This window comes from Novosphingobium bradum (assembly GCF_042646485.1).
Taxonomy (GTDB): domain Bacteria; phylum Pseudomonadota; class Alphaproteobacteria; order Sphingomonadales; family Sphingomonadaceae; genus Novosphingobium; species Novosphingobium bradum.
Genome location: NZ_JBHRTQ010000015.1, coordinates 31,780 through 56,117 on the forward strand (window position 1 = coordinate 31,780; position 24,338 = coordinate 56,117).

Consider the following 24,338-nt stretch of genomic DNA (forward strand, 5'->3'; position numbering starts at 1 on the left):
GGCCGAATCTCGTGCAGGCTTGGGCATCGATCTTGAGGTGTGATCAGGATCGGCATCCGCCGCGACGGCCCCGCCCACGATTACCCCATCCATCTCTGGCGCCACCAGTTCCGCCTCCGTCATGCTCCCGTTCCAGGCAGCGGCGAAATGCCGGCAAGTGGTTGTCTCGCGATGCATCCTGCAGGTTCTGCAGGACTTGTCGGACGGTGTCATCAGCGATGCCGGGGAGCAGTCGATCGTAGAGGGCGATGTTATCGATCTCGGCCTCGATGGCCATGCTGCAAGCCTCGGCTAGCGTAGCCGGGGCTCCCGCCCTTCCGTGCCATTGATTAGCCGGAATCGCGAAGCCCAGGCGTGTCATCTGCCGCTCGATCGCAGCGGAATGCCGCCGCTCGGCATCGATGATGTTGATGAAGGGCCGAACCTCGCCAAATTTCTCGATCACGGCGGCATATGTCGCCTCAGCCTTACGCTCATCCTCAAGGGCATCGCGGAGAGTTCCCTCCAGATCGGAAGCACTCATGACTTCGTCCTTTGTGCCAAGTCATTTCAAACAAGGTTATACCAGTAATCGTTCTAATTCAGCACTTCATGTTACAGCACGGCATGGCTTCAGCGAGACCGAATCGACATAAACCAAACTCGCAGCCGGTATGCCCTCAGCAAGAATGTGCCCATTCTCGGCATCGCGCAGGATCACCTGCGCCCCGCCGGTGCTGTCTCCAACAAACTTGGCGTCCTGGCTGATGACGCGCACCGTAACCGGGGTAGGATCGGCAAATGCCGGTTCGGCAAACAGCAGGACTGCTGGCAGGAACACGCAGCCAAAGCGCATGGCAGATCGCCTATTGTCAGGCATTGGCGCTAACCAGCCAGATGGCATAGCCCATCATCACTCCTTCGCTGGGGCGATAGTATTTGGTGTAGAGCGTTGTCAGTTCAGCTGCGGCTGCCTCCTGAACCTCCGGCGGGTAATCCAGCAGCGCCTGCCCAAAAGCGAGCGCGTGACGCACGAAGGCCTGCGCCTGTTCCGGAGTGGCGCCAGGACCGCCGACGGGCAGTTCGCCCCTTGCCGCAACGATATGCACATTGCTGAAGCCAGCAGCGACCAGCGTTTCCTCCATGTAGTCGCGCTCTTCGAAGGCAAACGGCCCTGGCGCGCGCGGCACGGGCGCGGGCATTTCGACATGACGGCGGGCCACTGCCATGCCTTCGAGCATCCAGGGGTTCTGCTGCGGCGGCCCCCAGACAGCAAGATCGAGCCGTCCGCCGGCCTTCAGCAGGCCCCGCAAGTTTGCGAAGGCCGGGACCGGCTCGGAAAAGAACATCGAGCCAAAGCGCGAACACAGCCGATCGAACGGCAACTCCGGCACGGCAACGGTCGCCGCATCGTCACAAATGAAGCGCGCGTTGGCAATTCCGGCACCTGCCGCACGGCGCGTCGTCGCAGCGGCAAGGTCGGGTGAAATATCGATGCCAACGACTTCGCCTTCCGGGGCGACGGCCTTTGCAATGGCAAGGCTGGTAGCCCCGCCGCCAAAGCCGATGTCCACCACGCGTTCGCCGGGCCGATAGGCCGCATGCGCCAGCAGTGCCTCGCCTGCCGGAGCAATCGTGCTTTCGAAGCCGGTGAGGTTGGCGAGCCAGCGCGCGCCCATTTCGCCGGCCCAGTCTTCGTACTTGAGGGCATCAGCATGATGGTGGGGGGCGTCGGTCATCGCGGGGCTCCTGTGGTGATAGGTGCACCATAACCGCGCCGCTCAAAAAGAAAAGTGACTAGTCGCTTTCTTTGTGGCAGGGTATGGCCATGAACCGCCCCTATCTTTCCGCCGACCTGCGCCGGGCCGAGACCGTGGCGACCGTGATCGAGCTGGCCGCAACCCACGATCCGGCCGTGATGACCACCGGCCAGATCGCAGTGGCAATGGGCGTGTCTCAGGGCGCGCTGTTCCGGCATTTTCCCGACAAGATGGCGATCTGGACTGCCGTGCTCGAATGGACCTGCGGCGAACTCAACCACCGCTTCGACCTCCTGCCAGACAACCGGCCGCTCGCTCGGTTGGAGGCGATGCTGGCCGCCCATGTCGATTTCGTCATCGAACAGCCGGGCGTGCCGCGCATCCTGTTTGGTGAACTGCAACGCGCCGGGGACACCCCGACAAAGGCCATCGCCCGCCAGCTGATGGCAGGATACCGGGCAAGGGTAGCTCGCGAACTTCACGCGGCCCGCGAGGCAGGCGATATCGCGGGCGACGCCGATGTCGAGGCCGCGACAGTGCTGTTTCTCGCCATGGTGCAAGGCATGGTCATGCAGGGTCTGGCAATCGACGATTTTTCGGCCATGCCGATTCTGGCGCGTCGCTTGTTCAGTTTGTTCCGGCAGAGTCTCGGAGCCTCGTCATGCGTATAGCCCTTCCGCAAAGCCGCCGCACCCTGCTGCTGATGGCCGTGCTTGCTGCACTGGTGCTCCTGCTCGGCTTCGTGGCGGTCCGCTCTGGCCCGCTGGCCCCGGTCAAGGTGACGGTAGCCAAGATCGAGGGGCGCGCTATCACGCCGGCCCTGTTCGGAATCGGCACGGTGGAAGCGCGCTATACCCACCGGATCGGCCCGACCGCGCCGGGCCGCGTCATCAGCTTGGCGGTTGACGTGGGCGACCGGGTGGAAGCCGGACAAGTGCTGGCCGTGATCGATCCGATCGATCTCGACCAGCGCATCGCGGCAGCCTCGGGCAGCGCCGGTCGTTCTGCCGCACTGGAACACGCTGCGGCCTCGCAGGTGGCCGATGCCAGCGCTCGCCTTGCCCTAGCCCGCAGCGAAGCAGCGCGCGGCGAAGAACTGTTCCGGGGTGGCTGGCTGACCCGCTCGGCGCTTGAACAGCGCCGCCAGGCCCTGGCGGCAGCCGAAGCAGGGTTGGCAGCGGCTCAGGCCAACCGGGTGGCCGCAGTCCAGGATCGTGGCCGGACCGGCGCGGAGCGCGCAGCCTTGCAGGAGCAGAAAGCCAATTTACGCCTTGTCGCCCCTGCGGCGGGTCTGGTCGTGCGCCGCCTAGCTGAGCCCGGGACAACCGTGGTGGCCGGACAAGCCGTCGTGGAAATCGTCGATCCCGCGCAGCTGTGGATCAACGCGCGGTTCGACCAGACCCGCGCGGGCGGCATCGTGGACGGTCTTCCGGCACGGATCGTCTTGCGCTCGCGGATCGACACACCCTTGCGGGGCTCTATCCTTCGGGTCGAGCCCGTTGCCGATGCCGTGACCGAAGAAGTGTTGGCCAAGGTCAGCTTCGATGCGGGTGCGGCCCTTCCACCCATCGGGGAGCTCGCCGAAGTGACTGTGGTCCTGCCCGCACGGGCGCGCACGCTTGCGGTGCCCAATGCCGCTGTGCACCGCATCGGTAGCGACGTGGGCGTGTGGGCCTTGCGTGACGGTGATCTGGAATTCGTTCCCCTGAGGCTCGGCGCGGAAGATGCCGATGGTTGGATCCAGGTGCTGGATGGCCTCGGCAGGGGCGATCACGTCGTCCTGCACAGTGCCCGGCCGCTCACGCCCTCCAGCCGCATCACCGTAGTCGACAAGCTGCCATGATCAGCCTTGCCGGCCGCGACATCCTCCATGGCTGGGGCAAGTTCGTGCTCACCGGTATGGGGCTCGGCCTTCTGATCGGCGTCACCCTGTCGATGGCCGGGGTCTATCGCGGCATGATCGACGATGCCGAGGCCTTGCTCGACAACAGCGGCGCCGATCTTTGGGTGGTGCAGAAGGATACGCTAGGACCCTATGCCGAACCCTCCAGCCTGAACGAGGATACCGAACGCCCGATCCGGGCCATGGCCGGTGTGGACCGGGCAGCGGGCGTCACCTATCTGACCATGCAGATCGCGCACGAGGGCAAGGATGTGCGGGTCATGGTAGTGGGCGCGGAAGTTGCCCAGCAGGGTGAGCCGGGTCAGCCACCGCACCTGATGGCCGGACGCCGGATCGTCCAGGGCCATTACGAGGCCGTGGCCGATGTGAAGACCGGGTTTGCAATCGGCGATCAGGTGAAAGTGCGCCAGGATACCTATCACATCGTTGGCCTGACCAGCCGCATGGTGTCGTCCGGCGGTGATCCCATGCTGTTCCTGTCGCTCAAGGACGCGCAGGAAGCCCAGTTCGAAAAGGATGCCGATGCCATTGTCCGTCAGCGGGCGCGTACAGCATCCAGCCCAGTGTTGAACCCGCCGGGGAATCCGGCCGTGCTCGACGCAGTCAATGCCGCGCAGGCCAGCAGCACCAACGTTAACGCCGTGCTGGTGACCGTTGCCCCGGGTGCCGATGCAGACGCCGTCGCCGCCGCGATCCGGCGCTGGCAGCGCGTGACCGTCTATACCCGCGCGCAGATGGAAGAGATCCTGGTCGACAAGATGATCGCCAATTCCGCGCGGCAGATCGGGATGTTCCTGGTGATCCTCGCGATCGTCAGCGCCGCAATCGTCGCATTCATCATTTACACCATGACCATCGGCAAGATCCGCGAGATCGCCGTCCTGAAACTGATCGGCACCCGCAACCGCACGATTGCCGGCATGATCCTGCAACAGGCGCTGGGGCTGGGCCTGATCGGCTTTGCCGTCGGCAAGATCGCCGCCACTTTCTGGGCGCCGTTCTTTCCCAAATATGTGCTGCTGCTGCCCGCCGATTCTGTGCGCGGATTTGTCGCAGTCATGGCGATCTGTTCACTGGCCAGCCTGCTGGCGATTCATGCCGCGCTGAAAGTCGATCCGGCGGAGGCAATCGGTGGCTGAGGGCATCCGCATCGAGAACTTGATCAAGACCTATGGCAGCGGAGACACCGCCGTCCACGCCTTGCGCGGCGTCAACATGTCGGTAGCCAAAGGCGAAGTCGTAGGCCTGATCGGTCCGTCCGGCTCGGGCAAGAGTACGCTGCTGAAATGCCTTGGCGCCGTGATTGAGCCGACTTCGGGCCGCATGACCATCGGTGACAGCGTGATCTTCGAGGATGGCTGGAGGGTGGCCGACCTGCGCGCACTGCGCCGCGACCTGATCGGCTTCATCTTCCAGGCACCCTACCTGATCCCGTTTCTTGACGTGACCGATAATGTCGCCTTGCTGCCGATGCTGGCCGGCAAACCTAACGCCGAAGCGCGCAAGGAGGCGCGCGACCTGCTTGAGGCGCTCGATGTGGCGCACCGCGCGGCGGCGATGCCGTCGCAGTTGTCAGGGGGTGAACAGCAACGCGTCGCCATTGCCCGTGCCCTCGTCAATCGCCCACCAGTGATCCTCGCCGATGAACCCACCGCGCCGCTCGACAGCGTCCGTGCACTCGCTGTTGTCGACCTGCTCAATACCATGGCCCGGCAGTTCGAGACTGCGGTCATCGTGGTCACCCATGATGAAAAGATAATCCCAACCTTTGGTCGCGTGTATAATATTCGTGAAGGCATCACGATTGAGGAATTCGGGACCCACGCCTCAACTCACCAGGTTACTCCCGGCTAGAGGCCCGCAGCGGCCTGCCGTGCCCATGCTACAATCGCATTCGTAGGCATAGCTCCCGATTGCCGAGCAATCTCACGCCCCTTGTGCAGCATCACGAGCGTCGGAATGGAGCGGATGTCATAACGGCTGGCAATGTTCAGCTCTGCTTCCGTATCGACCTTGCCGAGGCGTATCAACGGTTCAAGGGATGCGGCAGCCGCTTCGAAGGCAGGCGTCATCTGGCGACAAGGCCCACACCAAGTCGCCCAGAAGTCAACAAGCAACGGAAGATCGCTTTTCATCGCATGCGCATTGAAATTGAGCGAACCCAATGTGATCGGATGGCCTTCAAACAAGGCATTGCCACAACGGCCGCAGGTTCCTCCTGCGCCCAGCCTGGTCTGCGGCACACGGTTGCTGGTCGTGCATGAGGGGCAAACAACGATCAGGTCAGCCACAGCTGTCACCGCACAACTCGCACAGGGCATGAATGATCCCGCGCACGATAGGATCTTTCAGACTGTAGAACCGTGTCTGCGCCTCGCCGCGAATGCTGACAACGCCTTCCTCACGCAGCATTGCGAGGTGCTGTGAGACGGAAGATTGCGACAGCCCCGCAAGCTCCACCAGTTCGTTCACGGATACTTCGCCTTCGTCCATGCGGCACAGCATCAGCAGGCGCTCGGGATGGCTCATCAGCTTGAGCCGGGACGCCATGACCACGGCGTTAGCCTTGAGTTCGGAAAGGTCGGTCGGTTTCATGTCGTTTTGTCCAAAGGGGCCCAATCCGCCACAAGCGGGACGCCGTCATCCCGCAAAATGATATAGATGGCCGGGATGACCAGTACGGTCAGCAATGTCGAGGAGGCCAAGCCAAAGAGAAGCGAAATCGCCAGGCCCTGGAAGATCGGATCGGTGAGGATCACCGCCGCTCCGATCATTGCGGCCGCAGCCGTAAGCACGATCGGCTTGAAGCGGATCATGCCGGCTTCAAGCAGGGTGTCTCGCAACGACTTGTCCGGGCTGCGGGTGTGCCGGATGAAATCCACCAGCAGGATCGAATTGCGAACGATGATGCCCGCGAGCGCAATGAACCCGATCATCGAGGTCGCCGTAAACGGAGCGCGGAACAGCAGGTGGCCCAGGACGATACCGACCAGCGTCAGCGGTATCGGGGTCAGGATCACCAAGGGAATGGTGAAGCTGCGAAATTGCCCGACTACCAGGACATAGATGCCAAGTAGGGCAACCATGAATGCACCGCCCATGTCGCGGAAGGTGACCCAGGTGATCTCCCATTCGCCGTCCCAGAGGATTGAGGCCTTGCTTTCGTCCTCGGGTTGGCCGTGCAGGATGATTTCCGGTCTTTGCAAGCCGTGAGCCTTCCAGTCGAAACTGTCGATTGCATCGTCGACCGCAAGCATGCCGTAGATCGGCGCTTCATAACGGCCTGCGAGTTCGGCCGTGACCATGGTTGCCCCGCGTCCGTCGCGGCGGAAAATCGCCTGCTCGCCTGGCGCCATTTGCGCACTGACCAGTTCACCGAGTTCGACCAGTTGCCCGGTTGGTCCAACCGCTACCGGGGTTGCCGCGAGCGCGGCCGACCACGAGCGTTGCGATTGGTCGAGCGCCAGTTCAATCGGCAACGGATCGCGATCACTTCCACCCGAAGTAGTCCTGGGCGCATACCCAACCACTTGGGTGCCCATCAGTGCGCCGATGCTGTCGAACAGTTGTCGCTCAGAGAGCCCGTAATGATCAAGCTTGGCCCGATCGGGGATGAGCTTGAGCGTGGGCCGCGACTGGCCGAAGCTGTTGTCGACGTCGACGATGTAGGGCACCGAGCGGAATATCCGCTCTAGCTGAGTGGCCGTTTTCTGGCGGGTTGCCTCATCGGGCCCGTAGACCTCCACCAAGAGTGTTGCGAGTACTGGCGGACCAGGCGGAGTTTCCACGACCTTGAGCGAGCCGCCGGCGGGCAGAGGCACTGCTTTCAGTTTTTCGCGCAGGGCAACGGCAATGTCGTGGCTCGAGCGTGAACGATCGCCCTTGGGAAGCAGCGTGACCATGAGGTCGCCCATCTCGGGCTGGTTGCGCAGGAAGTAGTGCCGCACCAGTCCATTGAAGTTGAACGGGGCAGAGGTGCCCGCATAGGCTTCCATCGAGATCACTTCGGGAACAGTCCGCGCTACGGCCGACGCCTGTTCGAGCACCCGTGCCGTTTGCTCAAGGCTGGTGCCCTCGGGCAAGTCGGCCACCAGTTGCACTTCGCTCTTGTTATCGAAGGGCAGCAGCTTGACCGTCACGGCCTTGAAATAGAACATCGAGCAGGCGACGAGCGTCGCGATGCCGACCGCGATCAGAAAGCGTTTTGCACTCTGCGGTGTGGCAATCACTTGCGAGGCGTAGCGCTTGTAGAGCGCACCGAGTTTGCCGCCGTGCTCGTCATGGCCGTGGGCGAGTGTCTGGCGGGCAAATCGGATCATCAGCCACGGCGCGATGATCACCGCGACGAAGAACGAAAAGATCATGGCTGCCGAAGCGTTGATCGGAATGGGCGCCATGTAGGGGCCCATGAGGCCAGACACGAACAGCATGGGCAGCAGTGCAGCAACCACCGTGAGTGTGGCAATGATCGTGGGATTGCCGACTTCGGCGACCGCCTCGACAGCCGCATCTATCCGGCTTCGACCGCCTTCGATCCCGACATCCGGCATAGCCCAGTGGCGTGCGATATTCTCGATCATCACGATGGCATCATCAACCAGGATGCCGATCGAGAAGATCAGTGCAAACAGGCTGACTCGGTTGATGGTGAAGCCCATGACGTTCGAGGCAAACATCGTCAGCATGATCGTGGTCGGAATAACGATCGCGGTGACGCCTGCTTCGCGCCAGCCGATGGCAAAGCCGATCAGCACCACGATCGACACGGTTGCCAGCGCGAGGTGGAAAATCAGCTCGTTGGCCTTCTCGTTGGCGCTCTCGCCATAGTTGCGGGTAACCGCGACCTCGACACCCGCCGGGATCAGCGAGCCCTTGAGGGTCTCCACCCGTTCAACCACATTTTCCGAGACGGTAACGGCATTGGCCCCGGCGCGCTTGGCGATGGCGAGGCTGACCGCGGGCGCCATGTCCCACATGCCGTTCGCGCTCTTCGCCCAGCGCCATGCGCGCGCCTGATCCTGCGTCGGGGCTTGCTCGACGCGCGCCACATCAGACAACAGAACCGGCGCGCCGCCCACCGAGCGCACAGTCAGGGTCTGAAGCTCCTGCGCGTCCTTCAGCGTCTGCCCGGCCACCACCAATGCAGCCCGCCCGCCCTCGCGCACCGTACCTGCAGGAAAGGCGCGGTTGGCCTGGGTTACCGCCTCGATCAGGTTGCCCAGAGGCACTCGGTAAAGCGCCAGTTTTGCAGGGTCTGGAACCACGCGTAGAGCCATGCGCTGGCCACCCGTGATGAAAGTCAGCCCCACGTCATCGACCTTGGCAATTTCTGTCCGGAGCTTGCCAGCAAGTTCGGCCAGTGACTGATCATCCCATCGGCCGGGTACGCCCGGCTTTGGAGTGAGCGTTAAGACCACGATCGGCACGTCGTTGATCCCGCGCACCGTGACCTGCGGTGCCGGTATGCCGACCGGAATGCGGGTCTTGTTCGCTTCGATCTTTTCGTTGATCCGGATCGCGGCATCTTCCGGGTTTGACCCCACAAGGAAGCGCGCCGTTACCATCGCGCCGTTGTCCTGCGCCTGAGTATAGACGTGCTCCACGCCATCCACGCTCTTGACGATTGTCTCAAGCGGCTTGGCCACGAGTTCTACCGCCTGCGAGGCCGATAGGCCGGGTGCCTGCACCATGATGTCGACCATCGGCACCTTGATCTGCGGCTCTTCTTCACGCGGAATCGTGATCGTGGCGATCAGGCCGACTATCATCGCCGCAAGCAGAAACAACGGAGTGAGCGGCGACTGGATCGTCGCGCGGGTCAGCTTGCCAGAAAGACCGAGTTTCATTTGCCGGCGGCTCCAGTCCCCGAATTGCCGATCAGAGTATCGCCCGGGTTCGCGCCCGACAGGATTTCAAGCTTCCCTGCTTCGCTTGACGGCGTGGTCTGGACCGGGACCTGCGTCGCACTGCCATCCTTTGTCAGCAATGTGACGTAATCGATACCGTAGCGGGTGGTGACAAAGGCGGCGGGCACCAAAAGCGCCTTGCGCGAGCCGGTTTCGACCCGGGCCGCGACACGTCTGCCGATCAGGATGTTATCGACTCCGGGCATATCGACATCGGCCATAACCTTGCCCGCATTGACCGACGGATAGACCTTGATCACCCGGCCTGGTTCAAGTCCGGTAGCCGTCACCCGCGAACTGGCCTGAACTTTGCCGGCCAGCGACTCAGGCATTTCGAGACGGACGATGGTCGGACCTGCGGTGATGACGGCAATGGCCATTCCAGGCGCGACAGGCGACCCCGCCGGGACATCGGCCCGCAAGACACGTCCGGTTGCAGGTGCGATCACCGAACCTTGCCCTGCGACCGCACCGACTGCGGCTTGCTGGGCCTGAGCGGCGCGAACTTGCGCCTGTGCCGCACTGGCTGCTGCCTGCGCCTGCTCCAGCCTGGCTTTGGCATAGACCCCATTGTCGTGGAGAAACTTCACACGCTGAAACTCTGCCGCAGCTTGAGCGGCTTGCGCCTGCGCTGCAGCCGCCTGGGCACCATAGGCTCCGGCCTGATAGCCGAGCTGGCTGTCGACGATGCGCCCGATCACCTGTCCCTTCGACACCATGTCGCCTTCCTTGACGGAAAGGGTGGTGAGGATGCCGGGTATACGCGCGAGAACCTGTGCCTGGTCGACGGTAGCGATCTCGGCGCTCACGTCCTGCCAGTTCGTCGTATCCTGCGCGGCAAGGACAAGACGCGGACCTTCCGGAGCCTTCGCGGCCTGTCTGGTCTCGTCGCTGCCGCTACACCCGCCGAGCGGCAGGCCAAGCACCACTGTGCTCACCGCAGCAAAGGCCATCAGATATCCCCGCATCGTCGTGTTCCTCACTGACTTGTCTTATCGCTCAATCGGCAAGCCGGCTGACTGCCACGCACCGAAGCCACCTGCGAGGTGCGTGTCGACCGCGGCTTGAGCTATTCCGCACTTGTCGAGCGCCATCGCAGAACGTTTGCCGCCGAGGCAGTTGAGCACCAAGGTCTTGCCTTCCGATTCGGGTAACTTTGATGGTTGGAATGTGGACAAAGGCATGTTCACCGCGCCCGGAATGTGACCGGCCGCAAACTCATCCGTTTCCCTGACATCGACGACGAGCGCTTCGCCTGCACGAACCATTGCGTTGAGCTCTGATGCGCTGATTTCCCGGTGCTGCATGCGCTTCTTTCCCTTTCCGAAACCGAAAACCATGGCCTCTGCCTTTCCCGTTCATGGCACCGCACGACATGACTGCAGCGCCCAACACTAGATTACCACTTGCTCATATCGCATTTGCCTTATATAAGTCAAGTCCGATGCAGATCGTTGGACAAGCGATCCGGTCTAGCAAAGTGATCGCCGCGCGGGTCAGATACCCCGCCGGGCTAAGGGAGAAGACGCAATGTCGTTGCCGCAAATAATCGTCCTCGGTGCTGGGCTCGGTGGAACGATTGCCGCCTATGAAATTCGCGATGCCGTGAAGGGCAAGGCCGAGGTCATGGTGGTCAATGACCAGGAGGATTACTGGTTTGTCCCCTCCAACCCTTGGGTTGCGGTGCGCTGGCGTGAACCGGAGGCAATCAAAGTCCATCTACCTCCAATCATGAGCAAGAAGGGCATTGGCTTTACTGCGATCGGTGCAAAGCGCGTCCACCCGGCGGAGAATCGGGTCGAGCTCAACGACGGCACCTCGCTCCACTATGACTATCTGGTGATCGCGACCGGTCCGGAACTGGCGTTTGACGAGGTCGAGGGCCTTGGCCCTGATGGCTTTACCCAGTCGGTTTGCCGCACCGATCACGCTGCACATGCTGCCGACGCTTTTGACCGCTTCTGTGAGGATCCCAAGCCTATCGTGATTGGTGCGGCGCAGGGCGCTTCGTGCTACGGACCCGCCTACGAATTCGCACTGATTCTCGACACGGAATTGCGTCGCCGAAAGATCCGCGACCGGGTGCCGATGACCTACATCAGTCCAGAGCCCTATATCGGTCATCTTGGGCTCGATGGGGTCGGCGACACCAAGACCCTGCTCGAAAGCGAACTGCGCGACCGCCACATCAAATGGATCACCAATGCCCGCATCACCAAGGTGGAGCAGGGCTCAATGCACGTCGAGGAAGTGGCCGACGATGGTTCGGTCAAGGCCAGCCATGATCTGCCGTTCGGTTATTCGATGATCCTGCCTGCGTTCCGCGGCGTGGGGGCAGTGCATGGCATCGAAGGGCTTACCAACCCGCGCGGCTTCATCCTTGCCGACAAGCACCAGCGCAACCCGACATTCAAGAATATCTATTCGCTCGGCGTCTGCGTAGCCATTCCGCCGATCGGACCGACCCCGGTGCCGGTGGGCGTGCCCAAGACCGGGTTCATGATCGAATCGATGGTAACCGCGATCGCGCACAACCTGGCGCTTGAACTGGCCGGCAAAGAGCCGGTCGAGGAAGCGACCTGGAATGCCGTGTGCCTTGCTGATTTCGGCGATGGTGGCGTCGCGTTCGTTGCGCAGCCGCAGATCCCGCCGCGCAACCTCAATTGGTCATCCAGCGGCAAGTGGGTCCACCTCGCCAAGATCGGTTTCGAAAAATACTTCCTGCACAAGGTTCGTCGGGGAACCAGTGAGCCTTTCTACGAAAAGCTGGCGATGCATGCACTGGGCATTCGCAAGTTGCGTTTCAAGTAAGGAGATCAGGTGATGACGATTGATTCCGCCGTATTCCGTTTTGCCGGACTGGTAGTCTTGGGCAGTCTGGCGCTCGCCCATTGGGTGAACCCCGCCTTCCTCTGGCTGACCGCATTTGCCGGAGCGAACATGTTTCAGGCCAGTTTTACTGGTTTTTGCCCTGCGGCAATGATCTTCAAAAAGCTGGGCGTGAAGCCTGGCGCATCGTTCAACTGATACGTCGCGCCTGAAGTGAGTATGCCATGTCCCGCCTGAAGACATCACTCCTGAGCCTCAGTCTGCTGCCGCTATCCTGCGTCATCGCTGCCCCCCCGGCGATGGCGCAGGACCTCGCCGCCGCCATCACCGACGCCCTGGCCAACGCCCCCACGTTGGTTGAGGCAAGTGCCGGTGAGGCGGCGGCGAAAGCTCGACTGGATCGCGCGCGTGCAGAGAGCAATCCGCTGCTGAAAGTGGAAGGGTCCTACGGCGCAGGCCGGATCGACAACGGCGGTTTCTTCGGCATTACCGCCGACAATGTCTCCCCTCTGGCACTGCAGGCCACCGCCGAAATGCCAATCTATGCTGGCGGGCGCGTGTCTTCAGCCATCGATCAGGCACGCGGCGGGGCCGACGTAGCGCGCTTCGGTGCCGAACAGGCCCGTCTGCAAACGATCGTGCTCGCGGTTAGCACCTATACCGAAGTGCTGACCTCCCGAAAGCTGGAAGCGCGCTACGGGCAACTTGCAAGCGAGCTCGCCGAGACCGAGCGGCAGGCAGGACTGCGCTTTCGTGCGGGCGAAATCGCCAGTTCGGAATTGGCCCAAGCCCGAGCGCGTAAAGCAGAGGCCGACGCCGGCCTTGCCCAGGCGCAGGGCAGGCGCGCTTCGGCCGAAGCCGCTTATCAGCGACTGACAGGCAAGCCTGCGGGCGATCTTGCGCCTCTGCCTGACTTGCCGCCGGTTCCGCCCACTCTCGACGAAGCTCTCGACATGGCGCGTCAGAACAATCCGGCACTGCGTCAGGCAAAGGCAGGCGTCGACGTTGCTCGCGCCGGTGTTCGCTCAGCCAAGGCAGAGGGAATGCCCACCATCGGCGCCTTCGCTGAAGCGGCACATGTGCGTGATCAGTTCTTCCCGGGATACAAGGCCGATTCTGTCGCAGTCGGCGTGCGCGGACGCTGGACTTTGTGGGCCGGCGGCCGGGTGTCATCGCAGACGCGCGCGGCTGATGCAGATCTCGATGCAAGCGAAGCGCGGCTGCGCCAGGCCGAACAGACGCTCGAAGGCATGGTCATAGATTCGTGGCAGGGGTTGGCCACCGCGCGCCGTATGACCGATGCTTCTCGGGCACGGCGTGACGCAGCGGCCGAAGCCTTGCGCGGCACGCAGTTGGAAGCGCGCGTTGGTGCCAAGCCCACCCTTGCCGTACTGGACGCCGAACGCGAAGCAATTGAGGCTGAGACTGCAATGCTTCAAGCAGAAGGGATGCAGACGGTCGCCGCCTGGCGGCTCAATGCCCTTACCGGGAACATCGCGCCATGACCGACACCGCGATCAACCGGGCCACCGTCCAGATCGAAGCAGCGCGTCGCACCTCCGAAAGGCCGATAGTTCGCACCTTTTTCGACGAACCTACCTTCACAGCAACCCACGTCGTTCACGATCCCGTGACGCGCCGCGCCGCGATCATCGATTCGGTGATGGACTTCGACCAGGCTGCTGGCCGGACCAGCCATGCGTCGGCCGACGCGGTCATCGCTTATGTGCGCGAGCAGAACCTGGCGGTCGACTGGCTGCTTGAAACCCACGCGCATGCGGATCATCTCTCGGACGCCCCCTATCTCAAGAAGTATCTCGGTGGAAAGGTCGTGATCGGACGCGACATAGTCACCGTCCAGAACGTCTTTGCCGGCGTGTTCAACGAGCCTGCCAGCTTCGCACGCGACGGATCGCAATTCGACCACCTGATGGACGATGGGGAGGCCTTCCGCATCGGCAATTTGCCCGCGATTGCTCTTCACGTTCCAGGCCACACACCGGCCTGCCTGGCCTATGTCATCGGCGACGCGGTCTTCGTCGGCGATACATTATTCATGCCCGACTATGGCTCCGCCCGGGCTGACTTTCCAGGTGGCGATGCCCGCACACTCTTCCGTTCGATACGCCGCCTTATGGCCTTGCCCGATGCGACGCGCGTGTTCCTGTGTCATGACTACAAGGCTCCTGGTCGCGATAACTTTGTCTGGGAAACGAGCATCGGTGCCGAGCGGGAGGATAACGTCCACGTCCGAGATGGTATCGACGAGGACACCTTCGTCGCCATGCGCGAGGCGCGTGATCAAACACTCGGAATGCCTCGGCTGATCCTGCCTTCGATCCAGGTCAACATCCGTGCCGGACATTTACCCGAACCGGAGGCCAATGGAGTCAGTTATCTCAAGCTACCGTTGAACCTGCTCTAAGCGGGAGGGCCGCCTATGTTCAGTGAACTCCAATATGTTTTGGGCGGCCTGAGCGGGGTGCTGATCGGCTTTACCCTTGGCCTCGTAGGCGGGGGCGGTTCCATCCTCGCAGTGCCGCTGATGGTCTACGTGGTCGGTGTCAAAAGTCCGCATCTGGCGATTGGGACCAGTGCACTTGCAGTCGCTGCGAACGCGCTTGCTGGGTTGTGGAACCATGCACGCGAGAAAAACGTCAACTGGCGCTGCGGTGGTTCGTTCGCAATTGCCGGCGTTATCGGCGCGCTCGGTGGCTCGACGCTTGGAAAGGCCTTCGATGGCCAGAAGCTACTATTCCTATTCGCCCTTTTGATGCTGGTAGTGGCTGTCGCAATGTACCGTGGTCGGGGCGCATCGGGTATAGAAGGCGTCCAGTGCAACCGGGAGAACTTGCCGAAGGTAATCACCTTCGGCATCGGTACGGGCACGCTGTCGGGCTTTTTCGGGATCGGAGGCGGGTTCCTGATCGTGCCTGCGCTGGTCGCCTCGACAGCGATGCCGATCTACCGGGCTATCGGTACTTCGCTGATCGCGGTTGCCGCATTCGGGCTGACGACTGCGGCGAACTATGCCTTGTCCGGCCTGCTCGACTGGCCGCTTGCAACAAGCTTCATAAGCGGCGGGATCGTCGGATCGATGCTTGGCGCTGCGGCGGCACGCAAGCTGTCGGCATCTAAAGGGCGGCTAAATACCCTGTTCGCCGCACTGGTCGCCATCGTCGCTGTATACATGCTCTACCGCAACTGGATGGCATTCCAGTCCTGAGGGAACGATATCATCAAGGAGAACAGCAATGCACAAGGATTGGCCGTCAATGGCAGGCGAACTGTCAGGAGCCATCAAGGAAGTTCGGCTTGGCACTCCCGAGGTCATGAAGGCATTCTCGGCCATGGCCAAGGCGGCAACTGAAGACGGTGTTCTCGATACGAAAACCAAGGAGCTCATTGCACTGGCAATCTCTGTCGCCATTCGATGTGATGGATGCGTCGCCTTTCACTCCCAGGCGGCAGTCAAGCAGGGTGCAACACGGGAGGAAATTATGGAGACCATGGGTATGGCACTCTACATGGGTGCTGGACCGAGCCTTATGTACGCGGCGCAGGCTGTTGAAGCCTACGATCAGTTTGCAGCGAGCAGACCCTGATCACACGGCCACCCCCGCATCTTACTTATGCGAGCCGACAATCTCTCCCCTTGCGTTAGATCAATGCAGGGGTCGCCCAATTCCATAATGGTAATCTAATATTGGAGATTGGTGATGCAGGGACGACTGACATTTATCCTCCACTTCATGATCAGCACTACGATCATGGGTATCTTTGTAACTGCGGCTTTGAGCGCGGGCTACACAGGAGGCCGGGCAATTCTGATCTCCGCGCTGGCGGGCTTCGTACTAGCAATACCGATCAGTTGGTTTGTCGCGCGAAAGATCACTCATCTCGCCAAGAATTCTGAGAATCCTGCTCGTTAGCAATGTGGCGTGGACCTATTTAAGTCGCATTGCACCGCGATTTAATATGGCTGCAATCTCTTCGGATGTCCGCGCCACTGCCAGTCTGAGCGCCTCATCGACGTGGATATAGCCTTGCGTCACCGTCTGTGCGGCATGCCCCAGCATGGCGGCTATCGTCAGTTCGGAAAAGCCAAGGTCACCCGCGACGCTGCCGAATGTATGCCGCAGCGTATGCGGGGTGGCGTTGGCGATTTTTGCGATGGCACACAAACGACCGAGACAATCCCGGGCCGTTGTGATTGGGCCATCGGTTCCCGCAGATGGAAATACGTAGGGATTGCTGGCGACCGTGGGCTGCTCCAGTATCAACGAGATCGCGGGAGCGCCGATCGCTCGAAGTTGAGCGTCCCCTTTGGTGTCGGGAAACGCCACATAACCTCCTCCGGCATTCAGCCAGTCGCGGCGCATTGCCTGCCCCTCCTGGCGCCGGAAGCCGGTCAGCAGCAGCAGCTTGATGATGGCGATTCCCACCGGGTTTTCGCCGTGACGCTCTGCCACCATCATGGCTGCACCCAGATCTTCGATCTCGGTTACACTCAAACGACGCTTCTTTTTGTTGGTCGCGAGTTTACGGGCGCCCTTGGTAGGGTGTTCCTTCAGCAAGCCCTTGTGCTTCGCATGTCCCAGCACGCTTTGAAGCGTACTCACCACGCGGGGGGCAACACCTGCGCCGCCAGTGCTGACGCCGCCGCGACCACCAGTGCGCGGTTTGGCCGTTTTTCCATTTACGACGTCGGCCTGCATTGCCTCGACGTCAGCCACCGTCAGATGGCGCGCTTTGCGCTGACCGATCAACGGTTTGATGTGTGACTTGATCCGGCTCTCATCCATATTGAGAGTCGAGGCCTTGATGGGTCTGTTGCGTCGCCCAAGAATGCGACCTGCGCGAGCCTCTTCCAGATACCAATCGCATAGCTCCGCAACGGTGACATCTTTGCGAGCCTGGACCACTGCCTCGGCTGGATCGCCGCCTGCCGCAACTTCACCCAGCTTGATCTTGGCCAGATCGCGGGCTTGCTCGACAGTGAAGATGCCATACCGGCCGAGCTTGACCCGGCGAGAGCGCTCATCGACGTTGCGATACTGGATGACGAAGGTTTTCGCTCCCGATGCGCCAACGCGGATTCCAAAGCCCCGAGTTTCAGTATCCCAGTGGAAAGTTTGTCCCTTCGGGGGGATCGGCAGGGCGTCGATCGCCTTCTTGGTGAGTTTTGCCATGTCCGTCTCGATCCAGCGCCTACCGCTTGCTTACGCGGATCACTTCTAGACCAAAAGTAAGCAATACGTAAGCAGAAAAGGGCGTTTAGACGGCGGAAATCGGATGGTGCGGCGAAAGTGATTATACATAACTTGTTGAATATACGCGAATATCGTGTCATATCGCGTTACGGCGTAAGGAAATTTCAAAATTGCCAAGGTTGGGGTCGAGGGTTCGAATCCCTTCGCCCGCTCCAGTTTTCCTGCCAGATTCGGCCTTTCAAGGCGCCGCGCAAGCGGCGCTTTTGGCGCGTGGTGCGGGGGCGGGCCTAGAGCCGCACCGTGCAGACCAGCCCGCCCTCGTCTGGCGATGTCAGCGCGATCGTGCCGCCGTGCTGGGCGACGACCTGCTTCGCGATCGACAGGCCCAGGCCGCTGCCGGGCTGGTCGGGATCGAAGCGGGTGAAGCGCTCGAAGGCGCGGGCGATCTGGTCGGCGCTCATGCCGGGGCCGGTGTCGGCCACGCGCAGCTCCGCGCCGCCCGATGCGCCCGGATCGAGCGCGATGGTCACCTGGCCGCCCGGCGGGGTGTAGCGCACGGCATTGTCGAGCAGGTTGCGGATCAGGATCGCCAGGCTGTCGGCATTGCCGTCCAGCACCAGGCCCGGCGTGATCTCGGCGGCCAGGTCCAGCCCCTTGGCGAGGGCGGCGGGGGCGATCTCGCGCGCGACGTCGGCCGCGAGGCGCGACAGGTCGACCGGGGCGAAGCGCCGCGCGGCGGCGCCATCGGCCTGGGAATCGATTCGCGAGAGCAGCAGGAGCTGTTCGATCACCCCGGTCGTGCGGTCGACCGCGGCATCCAGCTCGGCGAGCGAGCGCTGGGCCGCCGGGTCGCCGCCCAGCGCCTGGCGCGTGGCCTGCGCCCGGGCCTTGAGCGCCGCGAGCGGCGTACGCAATTCGTGCGCGGCATTGTCGGCGAATTCGCGTTCGCGGGCGATGGCGCGGCCCAGCCGCCCCATCAGGTCGTTGATCGCCGCGACCAGCGGCGCGACCTCGCGGGGGATGCGGCCGCCGGCCAGCGGCTGGAGATCGCCGCTGTCGCGCCGGTCCAGCTCGTGCGAGAGGTCGGCGATCGGGCGGATCGCGGCGGTGAGGCGAAGCGTGGCGATCACCGCGACGGCCAGGACCAGCACCAGCATCGGCACGACCAGCGCGCGCGCCATGCGCCAGGCCAGCGCCATGCGGACCGCCGCCGGCTCGACGATTTCCACCGTGAGCGGTTCGGCCCCGCCGCCCAGCGCATAGCGCCGCCAGCGGGTGGTGCCATCATCAAGGTCGGCGAAGCCCGGCGGCGGCGGTGCGGCGCCCGGTGCGGGCAGGGTGCCGGCGCTGGTCATCACCATGCGCCCGGCCCAGATCCGGAAGCCCGCGCCGTGGGCCTGGAGGGCGCGCAGGCCGAAGCTTTCGGTGCTGCGGACCACGCCCAGCCGTTCGCCCTCGGCCGCCTCGTGGACCGACAGCATCTGGAGGAACACCGCCTCCTGCTCCATTTCGTGATCGCGCAGGACCGCGATCGCCGAGCGGGCGCTGAGCAGGCCCGAGCCGGCGACCAGCACCAGCGAGAGCAGCAGCGGCAGGATCAGCGAGAGGAAGGTGGCGCGCCGCAGCGAATAGAGCTTCATGCGCGCCCCGCTTCCGGCCCTGCTTCCGGTGCTGCTTGCCGTGCCGGTTCGCGCGGGACGGTATAGCCCAGGCCGCGCACGGTCACGATCCGCTCGCGCCCGATCTTGCGGCGCAGGCGCGAGACATAGACCTCCACCGTGTTGCTTTCGACCTCGCTGCCCAGGTCATAGAGGCGGGCCTCGATCCGGTCCTTGCCGATCACCCGCCCCTGCGCCGCCATCAGTTCATCGAGCACGGCCAGTTCGCGCGCGGAGAGGTGGAGCGGCTGGCCATCAAGCGTGGCGGTGCGGGTGGCCGGTTCATAGGCCAGCGCCCCGCAGGTGATGACCGGCGAGGCCGAGCCGCGCAGCCGCCGGCGCATGGCCTCGCCGCGCGCGACCAGTTCATCGAGGTCGAACGGCTTGACCAGGTAATCGTCGGCGCCGCTGTTGAGCCCGGCGAGGCGATCCTCCAGCTGGCCGCGCGCGGTCAGGATGATGATCGGCAACTGGTTGCCCCGCCGGCGTTCCGCGCGCAGCAGGTCGAGCCCGGAGCCATCGGGCAGGCCGAGGTCGAGGATCATGAACTCGTAGGCGCCGGTTCGCAGCGCCACTTCGGCATCGCCCAGGGAGCGCACCCAGTCGACCGCGAAATGCCGCGCCAGGCCATCGACGATGGCGCTGCCCAGCATCCGGTCATCCTCGACGAGGAGCACGCTCATCCCGGCCTTTCTCCCTCCCCAGATCGCGGCGCCACGGTTTTCAGACTGGTGTCAGTTTGGCCGGATATGTCCAGCCCCAAACCACCTTCCTGCCCGGCGCCAGCGATCCGCGTGGCACGGCGCGGCGATTGCACGGGGCTTGAAACACGATGGCGACCGATCCTTTCACTGTCTATTCCGGCACGGACCTTTCCACCCTGGCCGGCTCGCTGCTGGGCGCCGGTTCCGGCATCCAGATCGATGCGGCCAGCATCACCCTGGCGGCCTCCGGGGCCACGGCGGTGAACGTCTACGATGGTTCGCTCGGCGCGCTGGGGATCGGCGCGGGGCTGCTGCTCACCTCGGGGACGACGCCGGGCACGACCAACACGGTGGGCTGGTTCGGCCAGGACAACACGGTCTATGCGGCCGATGGCACGCCGCTTACCTTCACCAACGGCGATCCCGCGATCGATGCGGTGGTCAACACCGTGTTCCAGACCCAGTCCTACGATGCAACCATGCTGGCCTTCGATTTCACGGTCAGCGATCCGGCGGCGACCTCGATCTCGTTCGACCTCGTGTTCGGGTCGGACGAGTATCCCGAATGGGTCGACCAGTTCGTCGACTGCGCGGTGATCATCGTGAACGGGGTCAACTATGCCCTGTTCAACCACGATCCCAATGCCCCGCTGAGCGTGATCGGGCCGAACCTGGCCGCCGGCTACTTCCAGGACAATGCCGGGAACGTCCTGCCGATCGAATATGACGGGGTGAGCAAGGTGCTCAAGATCGTCGCCCCGATCAACGCCGGCCAGGTTAATGCGATCAGGATCGGCATCGCCGATACCGGCGATCACATCTATGACAGCGGGATCATCATTTCCAACATGGTGGCCGGCACCACCCCCGGCTCGGGCGTGGTGATCACGCCTGACGTGCCCTGCACCGATGGCGCGGAAACGGTCAACGGCACGGCCGGCGCGGACCTGATCGACCTCAAGGGCGGCGACGATGTGGCCTATGCCGGGATCGGCGACGACATCGTGGTGGCCGGTGCCGGCAACGACAGGGTCTATGGCGGCAGCGGCGAGGATACGCTGCGGGGCGACGAGGGCAACGACCTGCTCGATGGCGGCGCGGGTGCGGCGAACACGGCGGTCTATGCCGGCAAGGCGAGCGACTATGCCCTGGCCTTTTATGCCGCGACCGGCGTGACCACGATCACCGACCACGGCGCCGACGGCAAGGACGAGGGCACCGACAGCCTGCACAACATCCAGCAGGTGAAATTCGCCGACGGGCTGTTCGACCTTTCGGGCGGCGTGCTGACCGCCCATGCCGGCAGCACCGGCGGGGCCAACCAGCCCGGTGCCCTTGCCGTGGCCGGCATCGCCGTTGCGGGCCATGCGCTCACCGCGATCGTCACCGATGCCGATGGCCTGCCGGCCGACCCGGCGGGCATCGCCTACACCTGGCTGGTCTCGGCCGACGGGGTGACCTGGACCGACACCGGGGTGACCGCCAAGACCTTCACCCTGGCCGAAGCCCAGGCCGGGCAGCAGGTCATGGCGACGGCCAGCTACACCGACGGCAAGGGCGCGGCCGAGCTGGTCCAGTCGGGCGCGCTCACCGTGGCCGCGCCCACCGGGGCGCTGGCGATCGAGCTGATGGTGCTGGATACCCCGGCCGGCGGTACGGTGGCCGATCCGCTTACCACGCTGCTGGCCAACGCGGTCGATCTCGGCTTCACCCCGGCCACGGCCGAGGCGGCGATCCTGGCGGCGCTGGGCCTGCCGGGCGTGGACCTGCGGACCTATGATGCCTATGCCGCGCTCCAGGCCAATCCGGCCGATCCGGTGGCCGTGGCGGTGATGAAGGCGGCGGCCCAGGTGGCCATGGCGGCCTCGGTGTCCGATCCCACCGGCTTCAACCTTGCCCTCGCGGTGATCGGCGCGGCCGATGCCGGCACCGTGCTCAACCTGGCCGATCCCGCCACGCTTGCCAGCCTGCTGGCGGGCACCGATCCGGGGCTGCTCGATATCGTCCAGGGTCTCAACAAGGACATGGCCGATGCCACGAGCCTTTCCGGCATCCTCCTGGTGTGGAACGATTATTGCGGGCAGACCGATCCGCTCAAGCCCTACAAGGGCCATCTGGAAACGCTGAGCCAGCCGATCAACCAGGCGCCGGACGGCTTCTTCACCGGCGCGCTGCCCCATGCCCAGCAGGACACGGCCTGCATCGTCTCTGCAACCGACCTGCTCGCCGGCTACACCGATCCCGAAGGCCAGGTGCTGACCGTCTCGGCCCTGACTGCTGACCTTGGCGGCAGTTTCGTGGACAATGGCGACGGCACCTTCACCTTCGTCCCCGACGCGGGCTATGCCGGCCCGGTCGAGGTGACCTACCTGGTCGCCGATCCGCAGGGCGCAGCCACGCTCGGCCATGCCCTGCTGGTGGTCGACGCTGCCGCCGCTCACCCGGCCGACACCACCGCGCCCGAGGCCAGCATTGCCAGCGATGCCATGGGCACGGCCACGGGCGCGGTCACCTTCACCCTCGCCTTCAGCGAGGCGGTCGCCATGTTCGATGCCTCGGCCTTCAGTGTCGCCAATGGCGCGGTTGCCGGCATCAGCGGCGATGGCACCACGTTCACCGTGACCGTGGCGCCCGATGCGGGCATCGAGGGCGCGGTGCAGCTGACCCTGCTGGCCGGCGCTGTGAGCGACCTGGCCGGCAATGCCCTGGCGGCGGACATCTCCGTGAGCCAGGCGGTCGATACGCTCGCTCCCACGGCCACCATCACCGACGATACCGCCGGAACCGCCACCGGCGCGATCACCTATACCGTGACCTTCGCCGAGGCGGTGACCGGGCTGGATGCCGGCGATTTCGTGGTGACGAACGGCGCGGTGACCCAGGTTGCCGGCAGCGGCAGCACCTATGCGGTTACCGTTGCTCCCGATGCCGGGGTGGAAGGCGTGGTGTCGCTGGCGCTGGCCGCTGGCGCGGTGAGCGATCTGGCCGGCAATGCCGGCGAGGCCGCCAGCGCCGCCGACCAGGCGATCGACACCCGCGCCCCCACCGTGGCCAGCTTCGCCCCCGCCGATGCGGCGAGCGGCGTGGCCACGGGCAGCAACCTTGTCGTCACCTTCTCCGAAGCCGTCGCGCTGGGCGCGGGCGCGATCACGCTGCGCCTTGGCGCGCCCGATGGCCCGGTGGTGGAAAGCTTCGCCAGCGGCAGCCCGCGCCTCTCCGTCATCGGTGCCGTGCTGACCATCGATCCCACGGCCCCGCTGGCCGATGGCACGCAGTATTTCGTGGTCTTCGCCAGCGGCAGCGTGATCGACCTTGCCGGCAATGCCTATGCCGGTTCGGCCAGCTGGGACTTCGCCACGGCGGCGGCCCTGCCGCTGACCCTGGTAGGCAGTGCCGGCGCCGACACGCTGATCGGCGGCGCCATGGACGATACCCTGACCGGCCTTGGCGGGGTCGACCGGCTGGACGGACGCGGCGGCTCCGATCTCTACGTGATCGGCAGCGCGGCCGACCATGCGGCGGCCGAAATCGCCGATAGCGGCACCAGCGGCACCGACGAGGTGCGCTTCACCGCCACGACCGGCACGCTCACCCTCCATGCCGGCGACACCGGGCTGGAGCGGGCGAGCCTGGCCACCGGGACCGCGGCTCTCTCGATCAACGCCGCCGCCGTGCTGAACGGGCTGACCCTGGTCGGCAATGGCGGGGCCAACGCCCTCACCGGCACGGCCTTCGCCGATGTTTTGCAGGGCGGCGCGGGCAACGATACGCTCGATGGCGGCGCGGGGGTGGACACCGCTTCCTATGCCGACATCGCGGGTGCCGTGACCGTGAGCCTGGCCTTGACCAAGGCCCAGGCCACCGGGGGCGCCGGCAGCGACCTGTTGCGAAACATCGAGAACCTGGTCGGCGGCGCGGGCAATGACGCCCTCACCGGCAATGGCGGGGCCAATCGGCTGGAAGGCGGGCTGGGCAACGACAGTCTCGACGGTGCAGCCGGGAACGACGCGTTGCTGGGCGGGGCCGGCGACGACAGGCTCACCGGCGGGGCCGGGGCCGATCTCCTGTGGGGCGGCGCCGGGGCCGACCGCTTCGTGTTCAAGGCGGCGGCCGATTCCACCAGCGCCGCGCGCGACACGATCCAGGACTTCAGCCACGCCGAGGGCGACCGCATCGACCTGTCCGCGATCGATGCGATCAGCGGCGGCAAGGACCAGGCTTTCACCCTGGTGGGCGCCTTTGGTCACAAGGCCGGCGAACTGGCGGTCTCGCTCGAAGGGGATCACTATCTCGTGCAGGGCGATGTCAACGGCGACGGCCTGGCCGACCTGGCGATCAGCGTCTACGCTGCCGCGCCGCTCGTGGCCGCGGACTTCATCCTCTAGT

Annotated in this window: 22 protein-coding genes; 11 read left to right on the top strand and 11 right to left on the bottom strand. The window is 64.0% G+C overall.

What is annotated here, in order from left to right; translation table 11 throughout:
• Nucleotides 1-43 precede the first annotated feature (43 nt).
• The 3 genes from ACFOD9_RS14560 to ACFOD9_RS14570 all read right to left on the bottom strand — a co-directional run bounded on the left by ACFOD9_RS14560 (nt 44) and on the right by ACFOD9_RS14570 (nt 1,718).
• The gene (locus ACFOD9_RS14560) at nt 44-523 is read right to left on the bottom strand and encodes a ferritin-like domain-containing protein (RefSeq protein WP_379510856.1); all 480 of its coding nucleotides are present in this window, start codon (nt 521-523) and stop codon (nt 44-46) included.
• A gap of 66 nt (nt 524-589) precedes the next feature.
• Nucleotides 590-835: a hypothetical protein gene (locus tag ACFOD9_RS14565; RefSeq protein WP_379510857.1), complete on the bottom strand. Its 246-nt coding sequence runs from the start codon at nt 833-835 to the stop codon at nt 590-592.
• Between the two features lie 16 nt (nt 836-851).
• Nucleotides 852-1,718, bottom strand: coding sequence for a class I SAM-dependent methyltransferase (locus ACFOD9_RS14570; RefSeq protein ID WP_379510858.1), 867 nt, complete (start codon nt 1,716-1,718; stop codon nt 852-854).
• 89 nt (nt 1,719-1,807) lie between these two features.
• Between ACFOD9_RS14570 and ACFOD9_RS14575 the strand changes: the two genes are divergently transcribed.
• From ACFOD9_RS14575 to ACFOD9_RS14590, 4 genes are read left to right on the top strand one after another with little or no spacing between them, the layout of a single operon-like run.
• Nucleotides 1,808-2,410, top strand: coding sequence for a TetR/AcrR family transcriptional regulator (locus ACFOD9_RS14575; RefSeq protein ID WP_379510859.1), 603 nt, complete (start codon nt 1,808-1,810; stop codon nt 2,408-2,410).
• Complete coding sequence (locus ACFOD9_RS14580) at nt 2,401-3,582, top strand: efflux RND transporter periplasmic adaptor subunit (protein ID WP_379510860.1); 1,182 nt, start codon at nt 2,401-2,403, stop codon at nt 3,580-3,582. Before ACFOD9_RS14575 ends, ACFOD9_RS14580 begins: the two co-directional genes overlap by 10 nt.
• On the top strand, nt 3,579-4,781 hold the full coding sequence (locus ACFOD9_RS14585) for an ABC transporter permease (protein WP_379510861.1): 1,203 nt from the start codon (nt 3,579-3,581) through the stop codon (nt 4,779-4,781). Before ACFOD9_RS14580 ends, ACFOD9_RS14585 begins: the two co-directional genes overlap by 4 nt.
• Nucleotides 4,774-5,496 (top strand): ABC transporter ATP-binding protein, encoded by a 723-nt coding sequence (locus tag ACFOD9_RS14590; protein WP_379510862.1) that lies wholly within the window; start codon nt 4,774-4,776, stop codon nt 5,494-5,496. The genes ACFOD9_RS14585 and ACFOD9_RS14590 overlap by 8 nt, the downstream gene beginning before the upstream one ends.
• Here the strand turns inward: ACFOD9_RS14590 and trxC are convergent.
• From trxC to ACFOD9_RS14615, 5 genes are read right to left on the bottom strand one after another with little or no spacing between them, the layout of a single operon-like run.
• Nucleotides 5,493-5,933, bottom strand: coding sequence for a thioredoxin TrxC (trxC, locus tag ACFOD9_RS14595; RefSeq protein WP_379510863.1), 441 nt, complete (start codon nt 5,931-5,933; stop codon nt 5,493-5,495). The two genes, ACFOD9_RS14590 and trxC, sit on opposite strands and share 4 nt — an antisense overlap.
• Nucleotides 5,926-6,237 (bottom strand): ArsR/SmtB family transcription factor, encoded by a 312-nt coding sequence (locus ACFOD9_RS14600; protein WP_379510864.1) that lies wholly within the window; start codon nt 6,235-6,237, stop codon nt 5,926-5,928. The genes trxC and ACFOD9_RS14600 overlap by 8 nt, the downstream gene beginning before the upstream one ends.
• On the bottom strand, nt 6,234-9,488 hold the full coding sequence (locus tag ACFOD9_RS14605) for an efflux RND transporter permease subunit (protein WP_379510865.1): 3,255 nt from the start codon (nt 9,486-9,488) through the stop codon (nt 6,234-6,236). Before ACFOD9_RS14605 ends, ACFOD9_RS14600 begins: the two co-directional genes overlap by 4 nt.
• Nucleotides 9,485-10,516: an efflux RND transporter periplasmic adaptor subunit gene (locus ACFOD9_RS14610; RefSeq protein ID WP_379510866.1), complete on the bottom strand. Its 1,032-nt coding sequence runs from the start codon at nt 10,514-10,516 to the stop codon at nt 9,485-9,487. The genes ACFOD9_RS14605 and ACFOD9_RS14610 overlap by 4 nt, the downstream gene beginning before the upstream one ends.
• Before the next feature lie 24 nt (nt 10,517-10,540).
• On the bottom strand, nt 10,541-10,888 hold the full coding sequence (locus ACFOD9_RS14615) for a rhodanese-like domain-containing protein (protein ID WP_379510867.1): 348 nt from the start codon (nt 10,886-10,888) through the stop codon (nt 10,541-10,543).
• A 190-nt stretch (nt 10,889-11,078) separates the two neighbouring features.
• Between ACFOD9_RS14615 and ACFOD9_RS14620 the strand changes: the two genes are divergently transcribed.
• The 6 genes from ACFOD9_RS14620 to ACFOD9_RS14645 are packed head-to-tail and all read left to right on the top strand — an operon-like array spanning nt 11,079 to nt 15,982.
• Nucleotides 11,079-12,359, top strand: coding sequence for an NAD(P)/FAD-dependent oxidoreductase (locus ACFOD9_RS14620; RefSeq protein WP_379510868.1), 1,281 nt, complete (start codon nt 11,079-11,081; stop codon nt 12,357-12,359).
• Between the two features lie 12 nt (nt 12,360-12,371).
• Nucleotides 12,372-12,575, top strand: a complete 204-nt coding sequence (locus ACFOD9_RS14625; protein WP_379510869.1) for a YgaP family membrane protein — start codon at nt 12,372-12,374, stop codon at nt 12,573-12,575.
• A gap of 26 nt (nt 12,576-12,601) precedes the next feature.
• On the top strand, nt 12,602-13,882 hold the full coding sequence (locus tag ACFOD9_RS14630) for a TolC family protein (RefSeq protein ID WP_379510870.1): 1,281 nt from the start codon (nt 12,602-12,604) through the stop codon (nt 13,880-13,882).
• Nucleotides 13,879-14,802, top strand: coding sequence for an MBL fold metallo-hydrolase (locus tag ACFOD9_RS14635; RefSeq protein ID WP_379510871.1), 924 nt, complete (start codon nt 13,879-13,881; stop codon nt 14,800-14,802). Before ACFOD9_RS14630 ends, ACFOD9_RS14635 begins: the two co-directional genes overlap by 4 nt.
• Nucleotides 14,803-14,817: 15 nt before the next feature.
• On the top strand, nt 14,818-15,603 hold the full coding sequence (locus ACFOD9_RS14640) for a sulfite exporter TauE/SafE family protein (RefSeq protein ID WP_379510872.1): 786 nt from the start codon (nt 14,818-14,820) through the stop codon (nt 15,601-15,603).
• 49 nt (nt 15,604-15,652) lie between these two features.
• On the top strand, nt 15,653-15,982 hold the full coding sequence (locus ACFOD9_RS14645) for a carboxymuconolactone decarboxylase family protein (protein WP_449290026.1): 330 nt from the start codon (nt 15,653-15,655) through the stop codon (nt 15,980-15,982).
• A 342-nt stretch (nt 15,983-16,324) separates the two neighbouring features.
• Here ACFOD9_RS14645 and ACFOD9_RS14650 read toward each other — a convergent pair whose 3' ends face one another.
• From ACFOD9_RS14650 to ACFOD9_RS14660, 3 genes are all read right to left on the bottom strand, one after another.
• On the bottom strand, nt 16,325-17,569 hold the full coding sequence (locus ACFOD9_RS14650; protein WP_379510874.1) for an integrase arm-type DNA-binding domain-containing protein: 1,245 nt from the start codon (nt 17,567-17,569) through the stop codon (nt 16,325-16,327).
• Between the two features lie 308 nt (nt 17,570-17,877).
• Nucleotides 17,878-19,230 carry an ATP-binding protein gene (locus tag ACFOD9_RS14655; protein WP_379510875.1) on the bottom strand — a complete coding sequence of 451 codons (1,353 nt, stop codon included), beginning with the start codon at nt 19,228-19,230 and terminating at the stop codon, nt 17,878-17,880.
• Nucleotides 19,227-19,931 carry a response regulator gene (locus ACFOD9_RS14660; RefSeq protein ID WP_379510876.1) on the bottom strand — a complete coding sequence of 235 codons (705 nt, stop codon included), beginning with the start codon at nt 19,929-19,931 and terminating at the stop codon, nt 19,227-19,229. Before ACFOD9_RS14660 ends, ACFOD9_RS14655 begins: the two co-directional genes overlap by 4 nt.
• A 149-nt stretch (nt 19,932-20,080) precedes the next feature.
• Between ACFOD9_RS14660 and ACFOD9_RS14665 the strand changes: the two genes are divergently transcribed.
• Nucleotides 20,081-24,337 (top strand): choice-of-anchor L domain-containing protein, encoded by a 4,257-nt coding sequence (locus ACFOD9_RS14665; RefSeq protein ID WP_379510877.1) that lies wholly within the window; start codon nt 20,081-20,083, stop codon nt 24,335-24,337.
• Nucleotide 24,338 lies beyond the last annotated feature (1 nt).

Excerpts from the sequence above, each read along its gene's own strand:
- ACFOD9_RS14605 (WP_379510865.1), bottom strand. The coding sequence starts at position 9,488 with ATGAAACTCGGTCTTTCTGGCAAGCTGACCCGCGCGACGATCCAGTCG.
- ACFOD9_RS14560 (WP_379510856.1), bottom strand. The coding sequence starts at position 523 with ATGAGTGCTTCCGATCTGGAGGGAACTCTCCGCGATGCCCTTGAGGAT.
- ACFOD9_RS14660 (WP_379510876.1), bottom strand. The coding sequence starts at position 19,931 with ATGAGCGTGCTCCTCGTCGAGGATGACCGGATGCTGGGCAGCGCCATC.
- ACFOD9_RS14650 (WP_379510874.1), bottom strand. The coding sequence starts at position 17,569 with ATGGCAAAACTCACCAAGAAGGCGATCGACGCCCTGCCGATCCCCCCG.
- ACFOD9_RS14600 (WP_379510864.1), bottom strand. The coding sequence starts at position 6,237 with ATGAAACCGACCGACCTTTCCGAACTCAAGGCTAACGCCGTGGTCATG.
- ACFOD9_RS14640 (WP_379510872.1), top strand. The coding sequence starts at position 14,818 with ATGTTCAGTGAACTCCAATATGTTTTGGGCGGCCTGAGCGGGGTGCTG.
- ACFOD9_RS14630 (WP_379510870.1), top strand. The coding sequence starts at position 12,602 with ATGTCCCGCCTGAAGACATCACTCCTGAGCCTCAGTCTGCTGCCGCTA.
- ACFOD9_RS14620 (WP_379510868.1), top strand. The coding sequence starts at position 11,079 with ATGTCGTTGCCGCAAATAATCGTCCTCGGTGCTGGGCTCGGTGGAACG.
- ACFOD9_RS14585 (WP_379510861.1), top strand. The coding sequence starts at position 3,579 with ATGATCAGCCTTGCCGGCCGCGACATCCTCCATGGCTGGGGCAAGTTC.
- ACFOD9_RS14610 (WP_379510866.1), bottom strand. The coding sequence starts at position 10,516 with ATGCGGGGATATCTGATGGCCTTTGCTGCGGTGAGCACAGTGGTGCTT.
- ACFOD9_RS14645 (WP_449290026.1), top strand. The coding sequence starts at position 15,653 with ATGGCAGGCGAACTGTCAGGAGCCATCAAGGAAGTTCGGCTTGGCACT.
- ACFOD9_RS14635 (WP_379510871.1), top strand. The coding sequence starts at position 13,879 with ATGACCGACACCGCGATCAACCGGGCCACCGTCCAGATCGAAGCAGCG.
- ACFOD9_RS14570 (WP_379510858.1), bottom strand. The coding sequence starts at position 1,718 with ATGACCGACGCCCCCCACCATCATGCTGATGCCCTCAAGTACGAAGAC.
- ACFOD9_RS14665 (WP_379510877.1), top strand. The coding sequence starts at position 20,081 with ATGGCGACCGATCCTTTCACTGTCTATTCCGGCACGGACCTTTCCACC.
- ACFOD9_RS14575 (WP_379510859.1), top strand. The coding sequence starts at position 1,808 with ATGAACCGCCCCTATCTTTCCGCCGACCTGCGCCGGGCCGAGACCGTG.
- ACFOD9_RS14625 (WP_379510869.1), top strand. The coding sequence starts at position 12,372 with ATGACGATTGATTCCGCCGTATTCCGTTTTGCCGGACTGGTAGTCTTG.
- ACFOD9_RS14615 (WP_379510867.1), bottom strand. The coding sequence starts at position 10,888 with ATGGTTTTCGGTTTCGGAAAGGGAAAGAAGCGCATGCAGCACCGGGAA.
- ACFOD9_RS14565 (WP_379510857.1), bottom strand. The coding sequence starts at position 835 with ATGCGCTTTGGCTGCGTGTTCCTGCCAGCAGTCCTGCTGTTTGCCGAA.
- ACFOD9_RS14580 (WP_379510860.1), top strand. The coding sequence starts at position 2,401 with ATGCGTATAGCCCTTCCGCAAAGCCGCCGCACCCTGCTGCTGATGGCC.
- ACFOD9_RS14655 (WP_379510875.1), bottom strand. The coding sequence starts at position 19,230 with ATGAAGCTCTATTCGCTGCGGCGCGCCACCTTCCTCTCGCTGATCCTG.